The 25,918-nt window shown below is 34.3% G+C and carries 21 protein-coding genes and 1 pseudogene; 6 read left to right on the plus strand and 16 right to left on the minus strand.

Annotated features, from left to right (window positions below; translation table 11 throughout):
* Positions 1-157: 157 nt before the first annotated feature.
* The 10 genes and pseudogenes from MHH98_RS11580 to MHH98_RS11625 form a co-directional block, all read right to left on the minus strand.
* On the minus strand, positions 158-3,328 hold the full coding sequence (locus MHH98_RS11580; protein WP_340712875.1) for an ATP-binding cassette domain-containing protein: 3,171 nt from the start codon (positions 3,326-3,328) through the stop codon (positions 158-160).
* A 434-nt stretch (positions 3,329-3,762) separates the two neighbouring features.
* Complete coding sequence (locus MHH98_RS11585; RefSeq protein WP_038183008.1) at positions 3,763-4,179, minus strand: SRPBCC family protein; 417 nt, start codon at positions 4,177-4,179, stop codon at positions 3,763-3,765.
* A 138-nt stretch (positions 4,180-4,317) separates the two neighbouring features.
* Positions 4,318-4,431 (minus strand): annotated as a pseudogene (locus MHH98_RS11590) (ArsR family transcriptional regulator); the annotation flags it as partial.
* A 536-nt stretch (positions 4,432-4,967) separates the two neighbouring features.
* Positions 4,968-6,692, minus strand: coding sequence for a putative bifunctional diguanylate cyclase/phosphodiesterase (locus tag MHH98_RS11595; RefSeq protein WP_038181593.1), 1,725 nt, complete (start codon positions 6,690-6,692; stop codon positions 4,968-4,970).
* 522 nt (positions 6,693-7,214) lie between these two features.
* The gene (locus tag MHH98_RS11600) at positions 7,215-7,760 is read right to left on the minus strand and encodes a GNAT family N-acetyltransferase (RefSeq protein ID WP_038181590.1); all 546 of its coding nucleotides are present in this window, start codon (positions 7,758-7,760) and stop codon (positions 7,215-7,217) included.
* Between the two features lie 133 nt (positions 7,761-7,893).
* Positions 7,894-8,850: a tyrosine recombinase XerC gene (locus MHH98_RS11605; RefSeq protein WP_340712877.1), complete on the minus strand. Its 957-nt coding sequence runs from the start codon at positions 8,848-8,850 to the stop codon at positions 7,894-7,896.
* A gap of 1,084 nt (positions 8,851-9,934) precedes the next feature.
* Positions 9,935-10,912: an MBL fold metallo-hydrolase gene (locus MHH98_RS11610; protein ID WP_051448619.1), complete on the minus strand. Its 978-nt coding sequence runs from the start codon at positions 10,910-10,912 to the stop codon at positions 9,935-9,937.
* 205 nt (positions 10,913-11,117) lie between these two features.
* Complete coding sequence (locus tag MHH98_RS11615; protein WP_038181580.1) at positions 11,118-11,594, minus strand: hypothetical protein; 477 nt, start codon at positions 11,592-11,594, stop codon at positions 11,118-11,120.
* A 27-nt stretch (positions 11,595-11,621) separates the two neighbouring features.
* Entirely contained in the window at positions 11,622-12,497 is an 876-nt protein-coding gene (locus tag MHH98_RS11620) for a hypothetical protein (RefSeq protein WP_038181575.1), read from the minus strand.
* Positions 12,498-12,527: 30 nt separating this feature from the next.
* On the minus strand, positions 12,528-13,355 hold the full coding sequence (locus tag MHH98_RS11625; RefSeq protein WP_038181570.1) for a MerR family transcriptional regulator: 828 nt from the start codon (positions 13,353-13,355) through the stop codon (positions 12,528-12,530).
* 109 nt (positions 13,356-13,464) lie between these two features.
* On the opposite strand from MHH98_RS11625, the gene MHH98_RS11630 reads away from it, so the two are divergent.
* The 6 genes from MHH98_RS11630 (at position 13,465) to MHH98_RS11655 (ending at position 19,970) form a co-directional block, all read left to right on the plus strand.
* The gene (locus MHH98_RS11630; RefSeq protein ID WP_038181564.1) at positions 13,465-13,911 is read left to right on the plus strand and encodes a GNAT family N-acetyltransferase; all 447 of its coding nucleotides are present in this window, start codon (positions 13,465-13,467) and stop codon (positions 13,909-13,911) included.
* 57 nt (positions 13,912-13,968) lie between these two features.
* Entirely contained in the window at positions 13,969-15,342 is a 1,374-nt protein-coding gene (locus MHH98_RS11635; RefSeq protein ID WP_051448618.1) for an MATE family efflux transporter, read from the plus strand.
* A gap of 323 nt (positions 15,343-15,665) precedes the next feature.
* Positions 15,666-16,058: a DUF485 domain-containing protein gene (locus MHH98_RS11640; RefSeq protein ID WP_081730042.1), complete on the plus strand. Its 393-nt coding sequence runs from the start codon at positions 15,666-15,668 to the stop codon at positions 16,056-16,058.
* A gap of 5 nt (positions 16,059-16,063) precedes the next feature.
* Positions 16,064-17,587, plus strand: a complete 1,524-nt coding sequence (locus MHH98_RS11645; RefSeq protein ID WP_038182993.1) for a solute symporter family protein — start codon at positions 16,064-16,066, stop codon at positions 17,585-17,587.
* 344 nt (positions 17,588-17,931) lie between these two features.
* Positions 17,932-19,005, plus strand: coding sequence for an AbrB family transcriptional regulator (locus MHH98_RS11650; protein WP_038181559.1), 1,074 nt, complete (start codon positions 17,932-17,934; stop codon positions 19,003-19,005).
* 146 nt (positions 19,006-19,151) lie between these two features.
* A complete protein-coding gene (locus MHH98_RS11655; protein ID WP_038181556.1) occupies positions 19,152-19,970 on the plus strand; it encodes a carbonic anhydrase in 819 nt (272 codons plus the stop codon).
* Positions 19,971-20,092: 122 nt separating this feature from the next.
* Here MHH98_RS11655 and trpA read toward each other — a convergent pair whose 3' ends face one another.
* Genes trpA through MHH98_RS11685 form a run of 6 tightly spaced genes read right to left on the minus strand, consistent with a single transcriptional unit; the run spans position 20,093 to position 25,893 of the window.
* Positions 20,093-20,863, minus strand: a complete 771-nt coding sequence (gene trpA, locus MHH98_RS11660) for a tryptophan synthase subunit alpha (protein ID WP_038182989.1) — start codon at positions 20,861-20,863, stop codon at positions 20,093-20,095.
* Positions 20,859-22,067: a tryptophan synthase subunit beta gene (trpB, locus tag MHH98_RS11665; protein WP_038181551.1), complete on the minus strand. Its 1,209-nt coding sequence runs from the start codon at positions 22,065-22,067 to the stop codon at positions 20,859-20,861. Before trpB ends, trpA begins: the two co-directional genes overlap by 5 nt.
* Entirely contained in the window at positions 22,067-22,684 is a 618-nt protein-coding gene (locus tag MHH98_RS11670; protein ID WP_038181548.1) for a phosphoribosylanthranilate isomerase, read from the minus strand. The genes trpB and MHH98_RS11670 overlap by 1 nt, the downstream gene beginning before the upstream one ends.
* Positions 22,681-23,469 carry an indole-3-glycerol phosphate synthase TrpC gene (gene trpC / locus MHH98_RS11675; RefSeq protein ID WP_038181545.1) on the minus strand — a complete coding sequence of 263 codons (789 nt, stop codon included), beginning with the start codon at positions 23,467-23,469 and terminating at the stop codon, positions 22,681-22,683. The genes MHH98_RS11670 and trpC overlap by 4 nt, the downstream gene beginning before the upstream one ends.
* Positions 23,466-24,497 (minus strand): anthranilate phosphoribosyltransferase, encoded by a 1,032-nt coding sequence (trpD, locus tag MHH98_RS11680; RefSeq protein ID WP_340712884.1) that lies wholly within the window; start codon positions 24,495-24,497, stop codon positions 23,466-23,468. The genes trpC and trpD overlap by 4 nt, the downstream gene beginning before the upstream one ends.
* Before the next feature lie 22 nt (positions 24,498-24,519).
* A complete protein-coding gene (locus tag MHH98_RS11685; RefSeq protein ID WP_340712886.1) occupies positions 24,520-25,893 on the minus strand; it encodes an anthranilate synthase component I family protein in 1,374 nt (457 codons plus the stop codon).
* Positions 25,894-25,918 lie beyond the last annotated feature (25 nt).

The following is a 25,918-nucleotide window of genomic DNA, read 5'->3' on the forward strand; positions in this document are numbered from 1 at the left end:
ATCTCCAATCTTTTGTCTAACCAGGTTGACAATTTTAATCCAACAATCCCTCTTCTGAATAGCATAAAAACTCATTTGCAATTTTTTATTGCAAATGAGTTTTCTTCATTGCGTGACAGCTAATCTTTACTTAAATATCACATTTTTTATATTTAATTTAATTATTTTGCTCAAGGAATTGATATATCCCCATCATCTCTCGCTTATTCAAATCACGAATACGATTGAAAATTGGAATATGAGCTACAGCCTCAAGATTTGGACTTTCAGCAACAACATCACTTACTTTGCCAGTTAACCATGTTTGCACGTCTATGCCATCTACGATTTCCTTACGCCCTTCATCATTGATGCCACTTTCATAACAACTAACACATGGTACTGATAATTTATACACACCATCATGTAGTCCATCTTCAGAAATTACTTTCTTCCCTTTACAGAAAGGACATTGATGACTTTTTTTAATCTTATTAATTTGAGTGACAATTTTTTTGTAACCAAACGCTTCATAGACATAGGTAAGCTTTTTATATTTACCATTGGTGAAATACTTATCAATGATCGTTTCTCTCGTTTCGGTAATATTGTCAAAATCACAGATGGTGATCCGATTATTCATGCTGATGGATTCGATATTGCCGCTAATACTGCCCCAAAAAGGTAGTACATTTTGTAAAACCATTTCATAATGGGCAAAGCTTCCCTGCTCCAGTTCAAACATTTTCAAAGCAACCTGTGTTCCCCTAGGTAATAAGGAGACATCTTCAGTCAAAGTCATATCACCACCGACGATAGCTTTTAGTTTTTCTAGTATCTGTAACTTACCAACTGTTTTCAACACTTGATTAATAGGCTGCTGAATAATCTTTCGAATATCCGTGTCGTCAAATTTTAGCTTTTTATGATGGTTTAGCACGGTTCCTTCACAGATTGGACAGGTAATCAACTCTTTAGATGCTTTTATTTGCTCTTTAATAATCGATTTAGATACAAATATATAGCGGCCAATGATTAAATTAAAGCCTTCCCAAATCCTCGAAGCTTTGCCTGCTTTATCATAGAATGACCTTTCCCAATACCCATATAAAAAGGTGTGTTTTTCTGCTTCCGTCATGTCATTAAAACTTTTACTTAAATCCTGACCGAGCTCATTCTTAATCTCATCAAAGAGGAATTGCAATTTTGGATATTGATAGAATTTTAAAACCTTCATTACTTCTGGATGGAATAGGCCATCCCAGAATGACACGGTTTTGTCCTGAATAACAATATCTATATCAAATTTTTCAATTAGTTGGCGCCCAGAGCAGGATGGACAATGGTTTTCTTGATTATAGAAATCAAAGCTATTCGTATTTTTATTGGTCGGATGAGCTGCCACAATATGGTTGATCAAGCCTCCCATTTCATAAAGAAAACTATATTGACTATACAAATGCCGTTCTAAATCAATAGCGATGACGGGTGCAATTGTTTCCGATTCGTATTCACCATAAATCAAACGTGCCATTGATGATAAGCTTTTTAGGATGCCACCCTTATAGACGTTTTCTGCATTTTTAAAATAGGCAATATGATTTTCTTTTAAGTAGTTAACCCCATTTTGTTGATTGAGTGTTGAAGAGATTCGTAACGGAACAACTCTGTCTTCACTGTTTTTTTGACGATAATAGTCTTCATGTCTGACAACATCTAGATGCTCTACAGGTGCAAGCTGTCTTTTACCAAAATCAACGATAAAATCAGAGTTTTCTAGCATATACGCATTATGTTCAATCATTATTATTGAGACAGTTTCATCTTGCAAAATGCTTCTCAGACTATCGATGAATTGATTTAAGATATTTTGTGATAAACCTTTTGAAGGCTCGTCAAAAATAAAAAGAGTATGTGGGTTTCTAGAGTTGGCAAACAGCTCCGAAACTAAATGGACACATTGAAATTCACCAGTCGATAAGGACTGTGTTTTTCTTTCCAACGTCAAATAACCAAGTCCAAGTTTGATCAATAAACTCAAGCGTTTATGAGCGATATCTCCTTCTGGGAGTTCATCAATAATATCTTCAATCGAGCGCTGAAAAATATCATTAATATCTTCACTATATTTTGTGAGTTTCCTTTTTATATCAAGAAACGTCGCAACTGTTGACCGACTCGTAATCGATTGGTTTCGTTCTTGCCCGACCATAACAATTTTATCTTTTGGATATCGCTTCAGAAAGTCTTTGGCCATACATTCATTAACAAGTGTCGATTTACCACATCCTGATTCACCCGTAAACGTTACAAGTCTATTTTGAGGAATCTGAATTTCTGCCATTTGAATATTACGACAGTAAAGCTCTTTGAATTGATAGTAACCTGTTGGCAATGCTTCATTTTGTTCCCAAATGATTGGTTTTGGACGTGGTGATTCTTCAACAATTTTCCCGCCGTATTTACCACTACCTGGACCAAAAAACAATTGCTCATCCGTTGCGTCAAGCACCGTGTCAGAATGATCAATGAGCCAAATTTGATTCTTATAGCCCAATTGTTTAATCTGTTCTAAAATTTTCAATAGCGTTTGGTGATCTAGACCCACAGATATTTCATCAATAATAATAACGGTATTTTCACTTGATGCCATAAATTCTGCCAAGTACAGGCGTGTTAATTCTCCGCCTGACAATGTACCCATAATGCGATTTAATGTTAAGTAACCAATATTCATATTGATCATATTTTTGAGAATATGTTGTTTACCTTCACTAATATTTAAAACTTCTGCAAGTGAAATAATAGATTCAATGCTTAAGTCGTTAATATCGGCAATATTATGTGGTTTATCAAATAATTCCATCATATATTGCTCAACTTCTTGATTATAGCGCTTCCCCTGACACTTAGGACATTCGACATTTTTAGTTGTTCCACGACCTTTACAACTTGGACACCACCCTAACTCATTATTAAATGAAAAAACTTCTGGAGACAGGTTGAATTTTTCAGCAAGAGTAACACGAATGTCTTTAAATACGCCTGTATGTGTACCAATTGTAGAACGCGGATTAGAAGAGATTGATGATTTTCCAAGGAAAAGGACTAAAGGCATTTCTTCCATCTTGATGGCACTAAAATTTGTATCCATAATTGTTGGAAATAAATACTGATATTCAGCTTTTGGCAATAAAGAAACGAGACGCTTCTTGGATTCTTCACCAATTGTTTGACAGAAAGTCGTTTTACCAGATCCAGACAAACCAGCAATTCCTAACGATTTATCTACTGGTAGTACGGCATCTAAATTGTTAATATTATTTGCAATTAATTGATTGATTTTCATAATGATGCCCTCTCGATTCTGTAAATTTAATATTGCCATAATTGTAAAACTTCAATTGAATTTGTTGTTTTTTTCGAATCGACAATCTTATACTAACTTGAGAGGAAGATTTCTAAAACCGTTTTGAAGAAACAATTTAATGGCACAATTCCAGCAATTAGTCTGCACTTATATATCAGATAATTGCTCGCTTTTTTTATATTTTTTTCCATTAAGTGCGAAATAAAAAGGGCTTCCTTCTTGCTTCAGAATTACCTCATATCATAAGAAAGAGCACAATTCTTGCTACGGAATTGCGCCCTGTTAAAGAATGGTTTATTAGTATAAACGGTTAATATTAATCCTCATCGTTTCTATTTGATTTATATATTCAAATACCTACTCAAAAGGTTGGTCCTGAACATCAGGCATCAATGAGAAAGAAGATATCATTTTTACTGTTCTGCTAGTACTTTTCCAAGCTGGGCACCCATATTGGTCCAAGCATATTTAGCTCCTTCGATAGCTCCTTGGCGTGCTTTTGTTTCTTCACTAAATCCAGTTTGATCTAGATGTAGATGGATAGTTCCATCTGAACCTTTTTTCAAAGTCCATGTAATAGTAGTGCTTTCTCCAGCACTTAACCATGTGTAAGATAATGTATGAGGCTCGTCCACTTCGAGTACCTCGCAATCTACAATTCCATCCCACCACTCATTTGGCTCAGCTCTAAATTGAAATTTATGTCCTACGATCGGTTTAAAGTCATTTTTCCATATCCATTTCGCTAGTGTATCCGGATCTGTTAAAGCGTTCCACACCTGCTCGATTGAATTTGTAAATTGAAAATCTAATGATACATCTGGTTTCATTTTTTGTTCCTCCAAAATAAGATTTAATTTGATAATTCTCTCTTTCCAGAATCCTTCGTAAAAAGATACCCAATCTTTTATTTCTTTCAACGGAGTTGCATTCAACCGATACCTTGTCTCTCTACCAACTTTTCGGGCAATTACAAGATCCGCATCTTTAAGGATAGCCAAATGCTTAGAAACTGCTGTACGCCCCATTTGAAAATGAACCGTTATCTCATGTAGGGGTAATTCTTCAACATCTGATAACATTCGAAGTAATTTTCGTCTTGTTGGATCGGCAACAGCGTCATAAACATCCCTCACTTGACCCTTTTCGTTCAAAATCACCCCCACCTTTTCATTATTATTTCCTGTAATGTCAACGATTAAACTTTAATTACCTAATAGGACACCTTTTAGTGTCTTATCGATTATAGGACACCAAAAGGTGAGGTGTCAAGTTCCTTGCTATTCCATTAACTAGGCCTTTAATGAAATAAGGTTTGATTCTTAGTGCCTTTAGATAGCTTTCTATTTTAAGAAGCTCTAGATGCTCTTAGAGGTGTTACTTATGATGATTATAGCCGCTAACAAAGTCGGTCTATCGGGTGTTGTAGAGGTCACTGGAACCCCTCTCGGTGCAACTTTCGTTCTTGCTGGCTTAACTTAATCCTATGAACTATAAACCTAACAACAACGTATTGGGATCAGATTATAAAATCCATTCAAAAAAACAAACAAAAAGGTCACCACAGCGTATAGTGGCGACCTTTTTATATGGTTTTCTTATTATAAAAAGCACTTCATTACATTCTCAAAACATATAATTCATGCAATTTTGCGGAAAATTCATCAGTCGGTAATGGCTTACTAAAGTAATATCCTTGTGCAAAGTCACATAGGTTTTCACGGACGATATACAATTCATCTTCCGTCTCTACTCCTTCAGCAACCACCTTCATATTTAATGCATGCGCTAATTTGATAATAGCAGTCACCATTGCGACATTACTAAGTCCTGTTTTTAATCCACGGATGAAAGATTGATCAATCTTCAAAACATCAATTGGAAACTGCTTTAAATAGCTGAGTGAGGAATAACCTGTTCCAAAATCATCAATCGCGATGATTACACCCAGTTCTTTTATTTGATTAAACGTTTCAATTAATTCTTCTGTTTGATGCATTAAGCTCATTTCGGTAATTTCCAACTCTAAATTTTTAGCTGGTAAACCTGTATCTCTTAATACTGCACGTAAATTGTGTACAAAATTTCTTTCCTTCAAATGAATAGGCGAAATATTAACTGAAATACGAATATCAAACCCATATTCATCAAGCCACTTCTTCATTTGTTTACAAGCTCTTTTTAATGTCCATTCACCAATAGAACTAATCAATCCGCACTCTTCTGCAAAAGGGATAAATTTAGATGGAGAGATAAAGCCGTAATCTTTATCATACCAACGAATTAAACCTTCCATTCCGATTAATTGATTTGTTTCTAAATCGATTTTCGGTTGATAATACAGTTGAATTTCATCTTGCTTTATAGCATGACGGAGTTTTGTTTCTAGCAGCAGGAATTGATTATGAGTACTATTCATCGTATTTTCATATTGTATGTAATTGCTGACTTTATTCTTTTTAGCCTCAAGCAAGGCGACATTCGCACATTTTATTAAGTCCTCTGGTGTACTTGCATCGGCTAGGCTTGAGCTTATGCCAATACTGATGGAAGAATAAAATTCAAATTGTTCAATCAAAAAACTTTCTTCAAAATTAGCCATTATTTGATGTGCTTTCCAAATAGCTTGTTCATTATTCTTCATAATAATGGCGAATTTATCACCACTATAGCGAAACAGTGATTTTTCATCGATACCTAATCTTTTCAGGCGTGTCGCTACTTCAATTAGAAATAGATCCCCTGTTAAATGACCTAATCCATCATTAATACTCTTAAAACGGTCAATATCCATCATTAAGAGTGACAATGAAAAACCTTCTTTATGTGCATTTTTGAATAGATCTGCTAAACATATATTCATCATTCGACGGTTATATAAGCCTGTCAATTCGTCATGGTAAGCAAAGAGTTTTAGCTTTTTTATATTTTTTTGTTCTGTTATATCTGTCCGAATCGATACATATTGGTAAAGTTTACCCTTTTCGTTCAAAAAAGGTATGATTGTTGTTTGCACCCAGTATAAACTACCATCCTTTGCACGATTACAAATATCACCACGCCATATTTTCCCGCTCCCAATTGTACGCCATAATTCTTTAAAAAAAGCTTTAGGATGATGACCAGAGTTCAACAAACGGTGATCTTGCCCAATTAACTCATCTTTACTGTATTTAGAAATGGTACAAAAATGATTATTTACAAATGTAATGATACCTTGATTATTTGTTATAGCAACAATAATAGATTGGTCTAATGCATGCTGAATATCTATTAATTGTTGTACTGTATACGCATCATTAAGCTGGCTAAGACCTGTCGCTTGACTATAACTTTGGTCCATTTGACCTCACTCCTAATCAGTTCGGCATTATTCGAGCAATTTCTCTCTTGTTACTATTTTATCACAACCAATATAAGGCTATTATTCAAATAAAAACAAAAGGTAAAAAGTCCTAAACTGAAAAAAGTATGAAAAAATTAAAGTTTGAATAAAAATCTCCTATTATCAAATTATTACACTATTAATATAGTATTTATAGTAATAGAGATATACTTTTTCTACATTTTATAGGTTCCTGACTGTAAAATAATTGAAAAACATCAAAAATCAAATGGGATTATCAATAATTTTAGCTAGTTCAATTGTCTGAATCTAAAAAATGAAATAGAAATTTCATAAGCTAATTTTTCTCGAATTATCTTAAAAAGATTTTACAAATAACTTTTCTAACCAAGCTTAAAATATATAAAATTCTAAATATTAGGCAATAATAACTATTAATTTTTTACCTGTATTTTTTAGTAGTTTACATAATAATATTATGTAAACTACTAAAAAAAAGACCATTCAAGATGGTCTCAACTACTTAATTTCCCATTCTTCAAGAAGAATGCTATAAACGGCATGGTCTACAAAATGATCGTATAACCACTCTGATTGACGACTAATACCTTCTAATGTCATTCCTAACCTTTCTGGAATCGCTCTACTTCTCTTATTTTCAATAGCTGCGCGAATTTCTATACGTTTTAGCTTCAAATCATGAAAGGCATGATCCATAAGCTTATGTACTGATTTGGTCATAATACCTAACCCTTCATAGTCCTTCGATAACCAATATCCGATACTTGTAGACTTGTTTTGCCAATTAATATGGTGAAAACCAATAACTCCAACTATGTTACCTTCATATACGATAGCTGTTTGGAAGCCATCATTAGCACAAAATTGCTTTATAGTTGACCGGATAAATTCCAATGCATCTTCAACAGATTTATTTGAATCTATAAAGGGCAACCACTCTCTTAAACTCTCTTTTGAACCCATCATAACTGTAAATAGCTCTTGTGCATCATGCTCTTGTAATAACTTCAGTTGCAATTTCTCATCAATCTTTACTGTAAACATATGAAACCTCCTCATAATAATGTAATAATAAGGAATTATAGTACTAATAGAGTACTGTGTAAATAGAATTAAATAAAATAAATCCGCTAACTCAATATGAGTGCGGATTTTTAAGTGAAATACATTGTTCTTATTAAATTAATTGATTAAATGGATTGTTTTCAATTACTTGTTGAATTTCTTTATCCTCTACATGCGTATAAATCTGCGTTGTAGAAACGCTAGAGTGCCCTAAAATCTGCTGTAAACTACGAATATCTGCCCCACTTTTATACATCATTGTCGCAGAAGTATGACGTAATTTATGTGGTGTTAGCTTTGTTTTATTTAATCCTGACTGCTCGTTAATCTCTTTTACTATTTTAGCAACACGTTGCCTTGTTAGGCGTGTTCCTTTCTGTGATAGAAATAGGGACTCGTTCGTATCTGAGTCTTTAATAGCATAGCGTTCTTTTTTTAAATAACGTGATAGAGCATTCTGACAAGCTTCATTTAAGAAAACGGTTCTTTCCTTATCACCTTTACCTGTAACAGTTAAATAGTCACCTTGTATGGAGGTTAAATTCAGCTTACATAGCTCTGTTACACGTATTCCTAAGTTTAAAAAGAAGGTAATCATGCAATAATTACGATAGTAATGCGTAGATTCCTTTATTCCATCTATGAAAATTCTTGCCTCTTCCATCGTCATATAAATAGGTTGTCGCTTCCCTATTTTAGGAGATTCTAACTCACTTGCAGGGTTATCTTCTATTAAGTGTCGTTTTGATTTCAAATAATTGAAAAAGGATTTTAATGTAGCACCTTTTCTTGCTCTCGCATGGGCACTATTTCGTCTTTGCTCCTCACAATACTCTAAAAACAAGTACATGTCTTCTAATGATATTTCTCGGATAAAATCGATAGTTATGTCTGATATATCTATTTTATCCACTAACTTTATTTCTATATCTTGTTGTACAGCTTTTAAGAATCTAAAAAATAATAATAAATCATATTCATATTCTTCACGTGTTCTTTTTGACTTTCCTTTAATTGCTGTTAAATAAACTAGGAAGTCTCTCATTACTTTTGGGTATGTATTTTGCAAAATTGGTCACCTCTTATACTCTTATTTTAGCATAAAAAAGGTTCCCAAATGCATATTTGGGAACCTTATTTTGAAAAACTATTTTTATCAAAACCCTCCTTCCAAAACGTTCTGTTTTCTCCCAAAAATTAGGTTGCTTCAAATTCACTCTCAGACGATTCGAGAATGCAATACACGCATCATTACAGGTCTCGAATCGCTTTTATTTTTCGAGTTTTCTCCCCTATTTTAGCAATAAATCAAAATAGAATTTGGAAAAACGCGTTATAGTAGTTAATAATTGTAATGCGAAAGTGATTACTAAAAGTGTCTTAAAAGGACGAAATTTTTTATAAATTGGAAGGAAGCTAGTGGCGGAACGCTTGAAAGTAACATTGACAAATTACAAGAAACGTACGATTCGATTAAGGTGAAGGCGATTATAATGCAGCTGAGCACACATTACTGATAACAATCTCACTTGCAACCGAGGTAGAAGATCATCGCAACTGTTAATGAAATATATGTTTTATCTGGATTTAAGAAGGTTAATAGTATGTATCCTACATTTTCGGTAAAAAGTACTTTTATTTGTATAAAAACTATAAAAATTTATTTTTATCCCTAAATTTACAATTTATTTAAATTTAATAGAAATACTATTATTGAATAATGAGGTAGAAGAAGCTTCTATTGATTTAGAAATTTTAACTAATGATTAAAATACCAATAATACTCTATTAGGCAAAAAATACAATTAAATATTATTATGTAAAAATCAAACAATAAACTTGAGAAAGACGAAGAAGCGATAGAGGGACTAATTTTATCTAAATAATTATTAGAACATTATAAATATAAAAATTATCTATAATCTTATTATCCGAAATGATTCATTTATATGAAAAGTCAAATGATACAGAAAAGTTAGAATATATTGCAATTGGGTTTGTGAAAATGCAGGAGGAATTTTCAAACAGTAGTTATGAATGGAGGACAAAACGTTTGGCAAATAAAAAGGTGTTTTAAAGCATGTAGACGAACATTCAAAATGAAGGACTAACACCAAACAAAACCCACACCCTGAATGGTGTGGGTTTTGTTATTACAGTGCTTTATAGTGCCAAACGTCATTTTGCAATGATTTCTTTAAGAGGCCACCTTCTTCTAAATAGTCTAAGTAGCCAATGACTTCTGACATAACAAGAGAAAACTCTGTATTGTACTTATGACGATATAAATCTTGTGCTATTTCTTTCGGATGGTGTATCCCTTCTTTAATAACTGAATATAAACGATTCGCTTTACGTTGCATCTTATCTAGCTTTTGCAAGATGACATTTTGATGGTCTTCAATAATTTCTTGATGCCCAGCAAAAAGGTATTCTATTTCTAATTGCTCTAGCCTTTTTAATGATTTCTCATGTTGTCTCACAGGATGTAGACGCTTACCTTTTATATCTGGATCTACAATTGCATTTGATGAAGTCGTTTTTAAAACTACATCCCCTGCAAATAACCATTGCCTTTCCTCATCATAAAAACTAATAGAATCAGCAGAATGCCCTGGGGTTTCTAATACTTTCATGCCTAAGATACGATCCCCTTCTCCTATTGGACGAATGACTGTTTGAAGAGCGAGTTCATTTTTATGTTCAATTGTCTGTTGTAATTTTTCAAGGCGAGGCTGCGCTTCTTCTATGCACCCCATCGATATGTATAGTTCAGTAAAAAATTTCTTTCTCATCACAAGAAATTCTTGTTCCACCATTAGACGAGGAATGGCTTCATGATGTGCATAAACAGGGATATCATTTCTCTGTAAAATCCAATTGACTAGGCCCACATGATCTTCATGATGATGAGTCAAAAGAATACGAGATAAATCATTTATTTGATATCCATTTTCAGACAATGTCATCGTCAATGCATCTTTGTATTTGTTTGTATTAATCCCCGCATCTATTAAAGATAATGAATCTCCGTCATTTAAAATATAGCTATTAATCGTACCTACATTACCATAACTTGTAGGCACAATGATTGGATATATTGAACGAGACTTTTTCTTTATATGAATCAAATCCATCACTTCCTATTTAAAATACTTACCTTACCGTTTATAGTATAGAACTTTTCTACTTTTGGAAACAAAAAAAGACTGCTATAGTATTTAAGCAGTCTTAGTTTATTTTTGAAAAGAGTAGTTCTTCACTACTTCTAATATTGAAAACGAAGTTGGCAAATGGATATAGGTGAAGTGATATTCCACTCAATACCTATCCGATTCACCGTACTTTTTTTAATATATATAGTTTACCCGCCTGTTCATTTAAAACAGCTACTGTAAAGTCGTACGTCTCACTTTCCATAATGTCTTGAACGGAATCGTCATTCTCATTGTTTTTAAAGTAGTATTTCCCGGTCTGTTCATCAGTTGGTAGAGCGTGTTGAATTTGCTTAGCTACTAATTGTTGAAACTCTTCACTAGCAGGTAATGGTTGCCATTTGTCATGTTCTTCAATTGATTCTTTAAATCTTTTAACTTGCTTTGGTTTCATAAGGTATTCAGCATAAAATTCTCCGTTTGTTTTGAACTGCTTGTGCCTGTCACTATTAGATACAAGTACAGCTCCTTTTGGAATTTTCGCTTCTATCATTCGCTCTGCATGCCTTGTAATATCGGAATGCACAATTAAAAAATAATACCCTACTAATACAAAAATTAATAGTGCTCCTGTTAATACGAATATTTTCTTTGACAACACAACCGCCCACCTTAAACTGACTTATTAAGTCGTTTTAATAAATTGATAATAGATCATTTCATCAGTTACTTTAAAACCTGCATCTGTAAAAACATCCAACTGTTCATCTACGTCTAGAAATAACTCAGTTTGTGTAAAAGGATGATAGGAAAAGATATGCATCAATGATTTCCTTAATAACTGAGTACGCTTTTCTTTCTGTAAGCTGCTTTGAAATGTATAATGATGAATTTCTCCTAAATAGTGCATGGGTTCAACTCTTACATATGCATACCCTGAAATGTTTTTTACTTCATCTATGTAGAAAAATAGTTTCTGTTCCTCATTTAAAGTAGATGTGAACTTAAGCCATTCATCATCTTCGATTTTCAAGAACTTACAAAACGATAAATGAAAAGGATGTACATTGGATTGTATTTCAGATGTTTCTTCATTAGCATGCTTTTCAATAGTATTTCTAAATGCCTTTGTTAAAAACATTCGTTTTATTTCATTTGCCTGTAGCTTTAATAGTAACTGACGCATGCTATAGTTACTTTCATTTACGAGAAATTCAAATATTCGCAGGTCAGTCGGCATGTCTCCATTTAGAGCCAGCCACATATCTTCAGCTAACAAAGGATATTTGTTTGGATATTTGACAAAAGGTCCACAAACTTTTGCTTTGTTTAAACTCATATAAACATCAAAACCCAGTGCTCCAATAATTTCCCCATGATCATAAGCGACTACGAATGATTCTTTTAATGGCAAATCAGAGAAATAATAAGTAAGCTTGGAATGGATAGTATGACGCTCTAAACTACAAAACCCTATATGATGTTCTTTCTGATTGTTCATCATTTCTAAAAATACTGCTAGTAATGGTATATCCGTTGGTCGTTGAATTTGTACAGTCATCTGATGTGTCCCCCATAGCGCCAATGGATATCAACTTTTTTCAACCTCTATCATTATTTTAGTAACGTAATTATCAATACCATTAACTGATACTGCATCTAAAATATATTCTTCATATGAATAGCCTTTTAATTGTAACTGATGCTCTATACTATACGCAATCAACCTATCATAAGTTTCAAAAATATTGACTTCATCGCCTATATGATATCCGACGATATAAAAGCCAGATTGTTTCGACCAAATATTCTCTCCCTGCCAACCTTTCTTCATTTTGGTGTATAAAAATGAATAATTTTCAAAATCCCTTTCCAATATTTTATCTTTGTGAAGGATTGCACCTATAGGATGGCCACTATATAACTCATAGTTGTCACTATAATTGATAAAGTTGGAAACCGATTTTAGAAACTCCTTGTCTGTAGTGTCAAGTGTGCTGTCACTTCTTAATAGCAACTCTTCTTCAGAATATACTAATGAAATACTTTCAAAGTCTGTTTGTAATGCGTTTTTTGTTATGGCTATTTTAGTATCTAGTATTTCTCGTAGATGAGTAAGATTTTCGATTTTTTTCTCGATCAATTGTGTTTGTTGTTCTAATAATTCGATTGATTCAATTGGCGTTTTATTTTGTAAAAAAGCTCTTATTTCTTTTAACGGCATTTTCAGCTCTTTTAAAAGCTCTATGACTGCAAAAACTTCATATTGTTGGTAAGAATAATATCGATATCCTTTTGCTGTTTTGATTTCAGGTGTCAATAAACCAATTTCATCATAATGAAAAAGTGTTTGTTTTTTTACATGACAGATTTTTGCAAATTCACCAGTTGTGAAGTATTTACGTAAATTTTCGCTCATTTAAGTCTTCTCCCTTGACTATACGGTTACCGTATACCTTATCATTCAAATATACCATGTGAAATGGTAAGTAAAAAGAATTTTTTTCTATTGAAGGGAACTGATAGTCATGAGTATAGAGATTCATGACGTAACGCAAGAAAATGAAAGGGCCATATTGAAATTAAGTGTGGCAAAAGAGCAAAAAGGATTTATTGAAACACCTCAAGAATGTTTGCAAGAAGCTAAAGAAGATTTACATTACCACCCTGTTGGATTATACGCAGATAGCAAGTTAGTTGGCTTTGCGATGTATGGATATTTCCCAAATGAGGATGGAGATCAAGTTTGGTTAGATCGTTTCCTTATAGATGCTAATTTCCAAGGGAAAGGGTTAGGAAAAATTATGCTTCAAGCATTAATCAAGAAATTAACAAATGAATTTAATTGTCAAAAAATATATTTAAGTGTATATGAAGATAATCCAGGTGCAATTCATTTATATAAGAAATTTGGTTTTGAATTTAATGGTGAACTAGATGTTCACAACGAGAAGGTTATGGTTAAAGCTGTATAGTTTAACCCCACATTATAAACGGAAATGTGTGCTTCTCCTTTTTAAGGAGTATTATTAATGTCAGATTCAACGTTTAAGTTACAAAATAATTCGGTTCCTAAAGTTTTTGCATCTTATTTATTCCCCTCTCTTTTAGGGATGCTTTTAATGTCTATCAATATATTAGTGGATGGCATATTTGTTAGTAATGGAATTGGTCCAGAAGCTCTTGCGGGAATAAACATTGCTGTACCTATTTTCTCTATTCTCTTGTCGATTTCTTTGTGGATCGGCATGGGAGGAGCTACGTTGTATTCCATTTCAATTGGTCAAGCAAATATCGCCAAAGCTCGTTCGATTTTTACCCAGTCATTTGTGTTAGCTATATCAATTGTCGGGATTTTAGTTGTTTTCAGCTTATGGAAGCAACAAGAAATTGCTTATTTATTTGGAGCCAGTGATGAAATTCTTCCTTATGTCGAAGATTATTTACATGTTATTTTACTATTTGGTATTGTCTATGTATTAGAGAATATTCTAAGTATTTTCATCCGTAATGATGGTAACCCAAAACTAGCTATGTTTGGATTAATTACTACTTCAGTATTAAATATCGTTTTCAACTACATTTTCATTTTCATGATGGATATGGGTGTAGCTGGAGCAGCATATGCAACAGTACTTTCTACAGTAGTTGGTGTCATCGTCTTACTGTATCATTTTGTGCGTAAAGAAAGTGTCCTACGATTTGTTAAATTCTCCGTTGATTATAAATCGATGGTAGAAATACTAAAAATCGGTTCACCGAGTTTTGTAGTTGAAGGTTCTGCCGCTATTATTGTCGTGGCTTATAATATTACATTTAGTCATTTTGTTGGTGAAATCGGTGTAACTTCTTACGCCGTAGTGAATTACTTACATGTAGTTTTCCTAATGGTTTTCTTAGGCATTGGTGCTGCCCTACAACCTATTGTGAGTTTCCATTTTGGTGCTAAACTTTATGGTCGCTTACAATCCTTTTTAAAACTTGGTTTAATAACAGGTATTGGCTTCGGTGCAGCCGTCTTACTAATTGGCTTGTTATTCGCAGATCCAATGATTGCGTTATTCGGAGTGAAGGACCCAGAGGTTATTGCTTTTACAAAAGAAGGTATTTCTTATTTCTTCATAGGGTATTTATTTTTAAGTTTCAACTTAATAATGGCCGAATATTATCAATCTATTAAGCGAATTCGATTATCTATGTTTATCATAATGGCAAGAAGTCTTGTATTATTTTTACCATTACTTTGGATATTACCTAACTATTTTGGATCCCAATTTATTTGGTTAGCTTTTCCTTTAGCTGAAGGGCTAACAATAATTGCTCTATTAATAGTTAAAAAACTTTTCCGTAATGTTTTACCGGAAAAAGAATTGGGAAATACAGTCGAAAAAACCATTATTTCATAATTAAATCTATTTATTTAGTCGCTTAAACACATATTTTCTAATATAACACTACAATAGAACTAGCATATTAAAGAATTTGTTATTTATACATGGTTTTTGATAATAAACACGCGTTATTTTTACAAATATCCTAATTTCCTCATCTTAATCAGATGTTGAAATTAGGATATTTTTGATTTATACAGAAAAAAAACAACATAATATAGAAAGTTTTTTATTTTTTCATAGAAAAAGATTGCTATTTTAGACAAATTTGAATATGATTATCTCAAGGGTTTTTGGTAATCGCTGCTAACTCTTACTTTTATAAAGGGGGAAATTTTATGGATCAAAAACTTGAAAGCGTTCTCCAAGGCGTTAAAAATTCAGATTCTTCTGAAAAAACTTCGAAGAAACGCGATAAAGAGATTACAGCTGATGCTTATGTAGCAATTGCTGAGAGTCAAGATTTTAAGAAATTGGTAAAAAAGAAGAATTCATTTATCGTACCGGTCTCAATCTTTTTTATACTCTTCTACTTTACTTTACCAGTCTTAACATCATTCACAACAGTATTAAATGTCAAAGTAATAGGTGACATTACAATGGTTTGGATTTTTGCTTTTGCTCAATTTATCATGACATGGATTTTATGTATGACTTATGTGAGTAAAGCAAACAAATTTGACAAAGAAGCAGAATCGATTATTGAGAAAGTAAAGGATGGTGAGTACTAATGGGTATGAGTGTAATCGGTATTTCTTTCTTCGTAGCAATCGTAGGTTTAACTCTATTCGTTACATACCTTGCATCGAAGCAAACAAACTCAGCTAGTGAATTTTATACAGCGGGTGGCGGATTAACTGGCTGGCAAAATGGTATTGCGATTGCTGGTGACTATTTATCAGCTGCATCATTCTTAGGGATCGCTGGTGCAATTGCTTTATTTGGATTTGACGGTTTCTTCTATAGTATTGGTTACTTAGTAGCTTACTTAGTTGTGTTATATATCGTAGCTGAGCCATTACGAAACCTTGGTCGCTACACTTTAGCAGATATGATTACTGCTCGCTTCGACCAAAAGAAAGTTCGTGGAACTGCTGCAGTAAGTACAATTGTAATTGTATTATTCTACATGATTGCACAGCTAGTTGGTGCAGGCGGACTTATTCAATTATTATTAGGTATTGATTATTGGGTTGCTGTACTTCTTGTTGGTGTTATGATGACAATCTACGTTCTTTGGGGCGGGATGGCTGCAACAAGTTGGGTTCAAATCATTAAAGCCGTTCTATTAATGATTGGTACAGTTATTATTTCGGTAATGGTACTTTGGAAATTTAACTTTAATGTTCTTGAAATGTTCAATACAATGAAAACAGCAACTCCACATGGTGAGGGTTACTTAGTTGCAGGTGCAAAATATACAAATGGCGTAGATACTATGTCTATGATGATTGCCCTAGTTCTTGGTACTGCTGGTTTACCACATATCTTAATGCGTTTCTTCACTGTTAAAGATGCAAAAACTGCTCGTAGTTCAGTTGTATATGCAACTTGGATCGTTGGTATTTTCTACATCTTAACTATATTCTTAGGCTTCGGTGCTGCTGCATTCGTTGGTTCTGAAAAAATTATCGGTGCAAATGCCGCTGGTAACATGGCTGCACCACTTCTAGCTCAAGCACTTGGTGGAGACATGTTAATGTCATTCATCTGTGCGGTTGCATTCGCAACAATCTTAGCTGTTGTAGCAGGACTTGTATTATCTGGCGCATCTGCATTCGCCCATGATATTTATGGACAAATTATCAAAAAAGGTAAAGTTACAGAAAAAGAGCAAATGAAGGCTGCTCGTCTTGCTTCTATCGGAGTATCTGTATTCTCTATCATTTTAGCTTTAGGTGCTCAAACAATGAACGTAGCGTTCTTAGTATCTTTAGCATTCTGTATCGCTGCAAGTGCAAACTTACCTGTTATCATTTACACAATCTACTACAAAAAGTTCAATACAACTGGTGCAATGGCAGCTATGATCACTGGTCTTGTAACTGCTTTAGTACTTGTAGTATTAAGCCCTAACCTTTGGAATCCAGAAGGTACTGCAATCTTCACTGGTACTGCTCTATTCCCATTAACTAACCCGGCAATTATTTCTGTTCCTGCTGGTTTCCTTGCAGGCTGGATTGGTTCATTAGTTGGTGCTAAATCTGATGCTCGTAAATATGCTGAAGTTACAGTTAAAGCAAATACTGGCATAAAATAATCTATCTTTCTACTTTCAACTTACTAAAAACTGCTTACTAGCTTGCTAGGGGCAGTTTTTTTATTGTTTGCTATATACATAATCTTAATATATCTTCAATCTTATGTATCATTGACGACTATTTCGTATTTTATTTATCTACTAAGATCATTGACTCTTCAAGATATTATATTTTATTGTGAATAATATGATATTGCCACTTTCACTCCTTTATTATCTTTTTCATCTGGTACTGATAGTATAAACTGAGTTACTACCATAGTTCACAATAGAAAGATTTATTATTATCAGTAGTATCTGTCATAATAAATAGAGTACATATTAATCGATAAAGGATTATGATCATGAACAATACAACAAAACAAGTTATACTGACTGCAATTATCGCCATTTTTGGCGTACTACTCTTTCAACTTATTCATGCCCCAGTTCCTTATTTACTTGGTCCAATGACTTCAGTATTAATTGCTACTAAGGTATTTCACTTGCAACTTAAATGGCCTAAGACTTTTCGAAATTCTGGTTTACTAGTAATTGGTTATTCACTTGGAAGTACTTTTACAACAGATATTTTAGTTGATATGGCACGACATGTACCTGTGATGTTTGGAATTACGACTGTTACTTTTATTATAAGTATAATTTTTGCATTTATCGTCGCTAAAGTTGGTCATATGGATTATCCTACTGCTTTAACAAGTAGTGTGCCAGGTGGCCTTTCTCAAATTCTTATTTATGCAGAAGAGATGGATGGTATAGATATGACGACCGTTACTTTCTTTCATACCATCCGTGTAATTATGGTTGTTTTTTTAGTGCCAATTGTTCTTCATTTGCCCTGGATACAATCCGAATCCTCTAATCATTTTATTGCAGAAACAGTTAGTGATATTAACTACGGTAATTTATCTCTATTTGCCATACTTTGCTTTTTAGGAATGCTAGCATCGAAAAAGCTACATATCCCTGCTCCTTATATACTTGGTCCAATTATAGTTACACTTCTTTGCAATGTTACATTCTTACAAGCTTCTCCTATGCCTAATGGTGTACTTAGTATTTGTCAATTACTTGTAGGAACACATATTGGTTTATTGTTAAAGCTAGAAAATTTACAGCATAAGAAGCGGATGTTTACATTAGCATTTACAAGCAGTTTATTACTAATTGCTGTTACTTTTTTATTAAGCGTTTTTGTAATGGTTAGTATAGAGAATACATCCATTATGACTGGATTTTTAAGTCTTGCACCAGGTGGTATGGATCAAATGGGTATAATCGCGCACGAAGTTGGCGCGGATGTCTCTACAATCACTATATATCAAGTTTTTCGAATGCTTTATATCTATTTACTAATTCCACCGTTTTTGACGTTTGTACTAAGACGATATCAAAATAAAAATCTGAACAGTCGATAACATATTTGGCTTATTTGAATGACGTTTAAAAATTATTTTCACTTTTTTAACAATCATTCAATTAATAACTGCAATTTATGGTTACCTTATTTGTAAGAAGCAACTTTGTAATAGACATTAGCTTCTGCAAAAAGGAGTGAAGTTTGATGGAAATCAAGAAATTTATCGGAATATTTGTTGCATCTGCCTGTATCTCGGTAGCCGTTTATGGTTCTCTAACCTATGCACCAGAAAAAAAGCTAGAAGAAGAAAAAGTTGCAACAACGGCTACACCAATAGAGTGGTCTTATGAAGGAGATACCGCTCCAAATAAATGGGCAAGTTTAGATCCTTCGTTTTCAATGTGCAGTAAAGGTACAGCACAATCTCCAATTAACATTGACCTTGAAGATGTAATGTTGGACAAAAATTTAGGAGATATAAAAATAAACTATCAGCCTACACTTTTTAAGCTGATGAATAACGGACACACTATACAAGCTACTGATGATTCCGGAAAAAACTCAATAGAAATAGATGGTGATAAATACACATTTTTAAGAATGCATTTCCATACACCGAGCGAGCACCAAATTAATGGCCAACATTTTGCTATGGAGGCACATCTTGTTCATGAAAATAGCAAAGGAGAAAAGGCGGTTATAGGAATACTCATCAATGCTGGTGATGAAAATAAATTACTAACCGATATTTGGTCAAAACTACCATCTAATATTACAGAAACAGACATTCCTTTAACCAATACTATAAACCTTGCTAAATTATTACCTACTGACAAGAAAGTATATCGATACAGTGGTTCTTTAACTACGCCACCCTGTTCTGAAGGTGTTAAATGGTCAATTATGCAGCAACCCATTGAAATGTCGAAAGAACAAATTGATGCATTTAAAGCTATAATCTCAAATAACAACAGACCTGTTCAACCTCTCAATAATAGAAAAGTGTTGAAAATGGCGGAATAAACATACGTATTATATTTCAATTTATGGACTTCTTTAATCTACTATTGTTCTGTAATAAGTTTATAATTCTTCTACAACAATAAACCCCTTACATATTTCTAACATGTAAGGGGTTTTGCATTTTACATAGACTGTTTATTTAACAACTCTGTTATTTGTTTATTATTACCATCATGAAAAGCTTGAACAATGGCACTACCTACAATGACACCATCTGCCATAGCACCGATTTCCTTCACTTGCTGTGAATTTGAAATACCAAACCCTGCAAGTACCGGTACTTGACTTACTTTTTTCAAATTAGCTAAATACTGTTCAAGTTGCTCTGTAAATTCTTGTCTCACACCAGTTGTACCATTAACAGTAACAGCATAAATAAATCCTTCTGCAGCTTTAGCGATTTTTATAATACGTTTTTGCGGACTTGTTAATGATACGAGTTGAATAAGTGCAATATCTGTATCTTGTAATTCACTTGTGATGATAGTAGATTCTTCTAACGGTAAATCAGGAATGATTAGACCACTCACTCCACTTTGTTCACATGCTTTGGTGAAATCTTGAATACCATATGCAATGATTGGGTTCAAATATGACATTACTACGAGTGGAGTATGAATTTCATCTTTAAATTTTGTAATAGTTTTTAATATATTACGTAGATTAGCACCGGCTTCTAATGCACGAAGGCCTGCCTCTTGGATAACTGGTCCATCTGCAACAGGATCTGTAAATGGAATACCCAGCTCTATTGCAGTTACACCACTATCTTGTAAAAACAATATCTGTTCGCGAAGGGAATCTAGTCCCCCGTCCCCTGCCATAATGTAAGCAACAAACGCTTTTTCACCTTGTGCTATTTTTGCTTCCATCACTTTTTGTAATGTTTTAATTGCCATTATTAATTCCTCCTAATGCATCTCGAACAGTTTGTACGTCTTTATCACCACGACCTGATAAGCAGATTACTAAAATCTCGTCTTTTTTCATTTTTTTAGCTAGTTTGGCTGCATAGAAAATAGCATGTGAACTTTCAAGTGCTGGTATTATTCCTTCAGTTCGGGATAATAATTGCAAACCTTCTAGTGCTTCTTGATCTGTTACAGCCTCGTACTTCACTCTGCCGATATCATGTAAATGGCAATGTTCCGGTCCAACAGCTGGATAGTCTAAGCCTGCAGATATAGAATGTGCTTCTTGAATAAAACCATTATCATCTTGCAGAACATACATATACGCTCCGTGCAATACGCCTTCTTTTTGATCTGCAATAGCCGCTGCATGTAAACCTGTTTCGAGTCCACTTCCTGCAGCCTCTACGCCATAAAGTTTAACGTCTTCATCATTGACAAATGGATGGAACATACCGATTGCATTACTACCTCCACCAATACATGCTACGATAGCATCAGGTAATCTACCTTCTCTTTCAACAATTTGTTTTCGTGTTTCAAGTCCAATAATACGTTGAAAATCACGTACAATTTGCGGGAATGGATGTGGTCCGAGAGCCGAACCTAAAATATAATGGGTATCTTCTACATTTGCGACCCAGTAACGAAGAGCTTCATTCACAGCATCTTTTAACGTACCAGCTCCTTGGTCGACAGAAACTACTTTTGCACCAAGTAATTCCATACGGAATACGTTTAACGCTTGTCGTCTGACATCTTCTTTTCCCATGAAAATAATACACTCTAAGTCAAACAGGGCACAAACAGTGGCAGTAGCTACACCGTGTTGACCGGCACCTGTTTCAGCAACAATTTTCTTTTTCCCCATACGCATAGCAAGTAGCGCTTGACCTAATGCATTATTAATTTTATGAGCACCTGTATGGTTAAGGTCTTCACGTTTTAAATAGATTTTCGCACCGCCAAGTTTCTTAGTTAAGCGCTCAGCGTAATATAGTGGATTTTCACGCCCTACATAATCTTTTAAATAGTAATTTAATTCTTCATAAAAAGCTGGATCTTGTTGAGCTTCCTTATAGGCATCTTCTAATTCTATTAATGCAGTCATCAATGTTTCGGGTACGTATTGACCACCAAATTTACCATAACGTCCTGCTTGCTTCTGCTCGATTGTTTTTACCATTAAGATCTCTCCTCACCTTTTGCTGCTTGAATAAATGCTTTTATTAACTCATTACTTTTACGTCCATCTACTTCTACACCGCTAGAGACATCTACCATATATGGTTGAACACGATTAATTGCATCTCCTACATTTGTAGGCGTTAGACCACCTGCTAATATGAGTCGATTTTCTGAAATGCCATGTCCTTGTAGTAGTTGCCAATCGAATGATATACCACTTCCCCCTTGGAAATCAGTTCCCGGGGCATCGAATAATAAATAATCGGTCTTATACTTTGAGCCATTCTCTATATCTTCAACCTTTTTAACTGCTAATGCTTTAATAGAAGGAAACTGACATGTCTCAATATATTCAGGTGTTTCATGTCCATGAAACTGCACATAGTCAAGTGGTACCGTATCTACAATTTGCTCTAACTCTTCAATTGTTGGATCAACAAAAACGCCTATTTTAAGTACACCTTCAGGCACGAACTTGGCAAGCTCTTTAGCTTTGTCAATTGAAATTTGGCGTTTACTCGCTGCAAATACAAAGCCAATGGCATCGGCTCCTGCTGAAACTGCCGTTTTAACATGCTCGGGTTCTTGTAAACCACAAATTTTTACTTTTGTCACTGTATTTCCACACCTTTCTCCACTTTGAAAGTTTCTATAGTTTGTGCAACCTCGCCACTTCGCATTAATGTTTCTCCGACTAAAATGGCACTCGCACCATGTTTTGCTATAATTTCTGCATCCTGTGATGATTGCATACCACTTTCACTGATTAATACTCGTTTTTCATGGAAAGGGAAAATGTCTGCAATCTCAGCAGTACGCGCTAAATCTACATCAAATGTTTTTAAATCACGATTATTAACACCTATCAATCTAGCATCCAACTTAAGAGCTTGTTGAAGTTCATCTGTATTATGTACTTCAACCAGAATTTCTAATTTAGATTTTATTGCATATTCATAGAGAGTTTGTAATCTCTCTAGTTGTAATGCCGCCACGATTAATAAGATGACAGAAGCACCTGAAGCTTTTGCCTGATCAATTTGAACTTCATGAATGATAAAATCTTTACATAAAAGCGGTATTCCAACGGCGTTAGATACTTCTTTCAAATCTTCGAATGAGCCTTTGAAAAAAGGAGTGTCAGTTAATACTGATATACAAGCTGCTCCAGCTTGCTCATAAATCCTAGCTTGCTCCACTGGATTGGCACCTTCATTTATTAACCCTTTAGAAGGAGAGGCACGTTTCATCTCAGCAATGATTTGTAGTCGTTTTTTTTGATAAAGTGCGTCGAATAGAGATGGTCTTTTAGTTGACCCTTTAATTTTTTCTGGAGGGTTTTGTAGTAATTTTAGGACTTCATTTTCTTTTTCTTTTAAAATCCGATCCAAAATCGTCATTTTATAGCCTCCTGTTTTTTACGAGCTTCACTATATGCCACTACAGCATCTAACTTTTCTAAAGCTTTACCTGATAAAATAGTATCAATTGCTAGATCGACTCCGACCTTAATGTGATCTACTATTCCGTATGCAAATAAACCAATAGCTGCATTGAAAACAACCGTATCAAAATATGCATCTCTTTTACCACCTAGTAATTTGCGCATAATGATGGCATTTTCAGTTGCATTTCCTCCACGAATTGCTTCAAAGGGTGCAGATTTTAAACCAACATCTTCAGGTGTTAATGAAAATGGTATTAAATCTTCATGATCTACTAAAACAAAATCATTTTGACCAGCGAGCGATGCTTCATCCATACCTCCAGCTCCACATACGACAATTCCGCGATCTCGACCGAGCATCTTCATAACAGCAGCATATTCCATTGTGAATTCAGGTCTATTAATTCCTGTAAACTGCGTATCTAAAGTGACTGGATTTGTTAATGGCCCTACTAAGTTGAAAATCGTTGGTTTACCGATTTGGCGTCTCACTTGACCAATTCTTTTTAGTTTCGGATGGACATTTGGTGCATATAGAAAGGCTATTCCATGTGTATTTAAAAGTTCAACTGTTTCATCAATCGTTAGATCAGTATGAATACCTAGTGCTTCAAGTACGTCAGAGCTTCCTGCAGCACTGGAGATTTTTCGATTACCATGTTTTGCAATTATCGCTCCTGCACCAGCCATCACAAATACTGCAGTTGTGCTTATATTGAAACTATTCACACCATCTCCACCCGTACCACAATTATCCATATATCTTGCAGTCGGAGCAGGTACCTCTAACGCAAAAGATTTCATAACGGTCGCAAGTGCTGCAACCTCATGAGCAGTCTCCCCTTTTTTCGCTAAAGCGATTAAAAATGTCTTAATATCATGCAAAGCTGTCTCATCTTGAAACATCAGTTTTGATGCTTGAAGCATTTCATCAAATAATAAATGTTGATTGTTCTCTACCACTTTTATAAATTGTTTCATCATGCACACTCCTCATGTAAGTTCATTCACCTTTGAAAGAGATTAATGACTTTGCCTTTGCTTCCGTCTCGTCAAACTCATTAGAAGGAATTGAATCTTTAACAATTCCTGCTCCTGCTTGAATATACGCTTTATTGTTTTTCACAAGCATAGATCGAATCGTAATAGCAAAATCTATATTTCCGTTAAAACCGATATAACCAATGGCTCCACCATATGTGCTTCTATGAGTTGTTTCAATTTCATCAATAATAGCCATTGCCAAGTGCTTTGGTTTTCCCGTCACCGTTCCTGTTGGGAATGTTGCTGAAAGGGCATCTAGAGCATGAAGTACTGGTGATAATTTGCCTTCGACATTTGACATGAGGTGCATGACGTGTTCAAATCGAATAACCTCCATGTAGTTTTTCACGCGTACTGTAGCAGGTGCACATATATGGGTTAATTCCTGTCTAGCCTCGTCAAGCAAAACATTATGCTCTGCAATTTCTTTCGGATCATTTAATAACTTTCTTGCTTGATGTTCATCTTCATCTATTGTTTGACCGCGACTAACAGTTCCCGCAATTGGATTTACCTTCACTATGTGATTGGTAACACTGACTACACATTCCGGTGAGGCACCGATTAAAATATGTTGATCAAATTCCACATAGTACATATAAGGTGAGGGGTTTTGTTTACGCAATTTTCGGTAAATTGAAAATGGATTTCCAGTCAAATCGGCAGCTAGCTGACGTGAAAGTACCACTTGCTCGACCTCACCGTTTTCTATATGTTGTAACGCTTGATTAACTTGCTTTTCAAATTTTTCTCTAGTCACATTGCTTTTAAATTTACTTAAATGGTAGTCTTCATCGATTATTTCATTGCCGGTCGAAATTTCCTGTGCAATAACTTCTAAATCTGGTATCTCTTGTTCTGGATTCACAGCAGTATGCAGAATGGTAACGATATCTTCAAAATGATCAAAAATGATAATTGTTTCATAGATTTGAAAATTCACATCTGGTAGATCCAACTTGTCATCTAATATAGAATCCATCTTTGCTGCACCGTACCCAATATAACCAACAGCCCCACCAGTAAAAGGAAAGGCAGATTTTTCTGTAATTCTAGGCATTAATCGTTTTAATTGAGTCAATAAATCACCCGTATACTCGTAGCTTTTACTTGTTGTGAATTGTTGTTCAATTAACTTTTGCCCACTACCACTATAAGATTTTAAAGGGTTCTCCCCAATAAACGAATATCGTCCTGATTCTTCGGATTTTGCTGAGCTTTCCAACAAAAATTTCCGTTGTCCTTTTAACCTATTAAATATTAATATTGGTGTTAATGTATCGCCTGCTAATTTCTTCACTGTCGTTCTATAACTTAATTTCTCTCTGCTCATAACTTAACCTCTCCTCTTCTCAACT

Origin of the sequence: Viridibacillus sp. FSL H8-0110 (genome assembly GCF_038003565.1) — a bacterium.
In the GTDB taxonomy this organism is placed as follows: domain Bacteria; phylum Bacillota; class Bacilli; order Bacillales_A; family Planococcaceae; genus Viridibacillus; species Viridibacillus arenosi.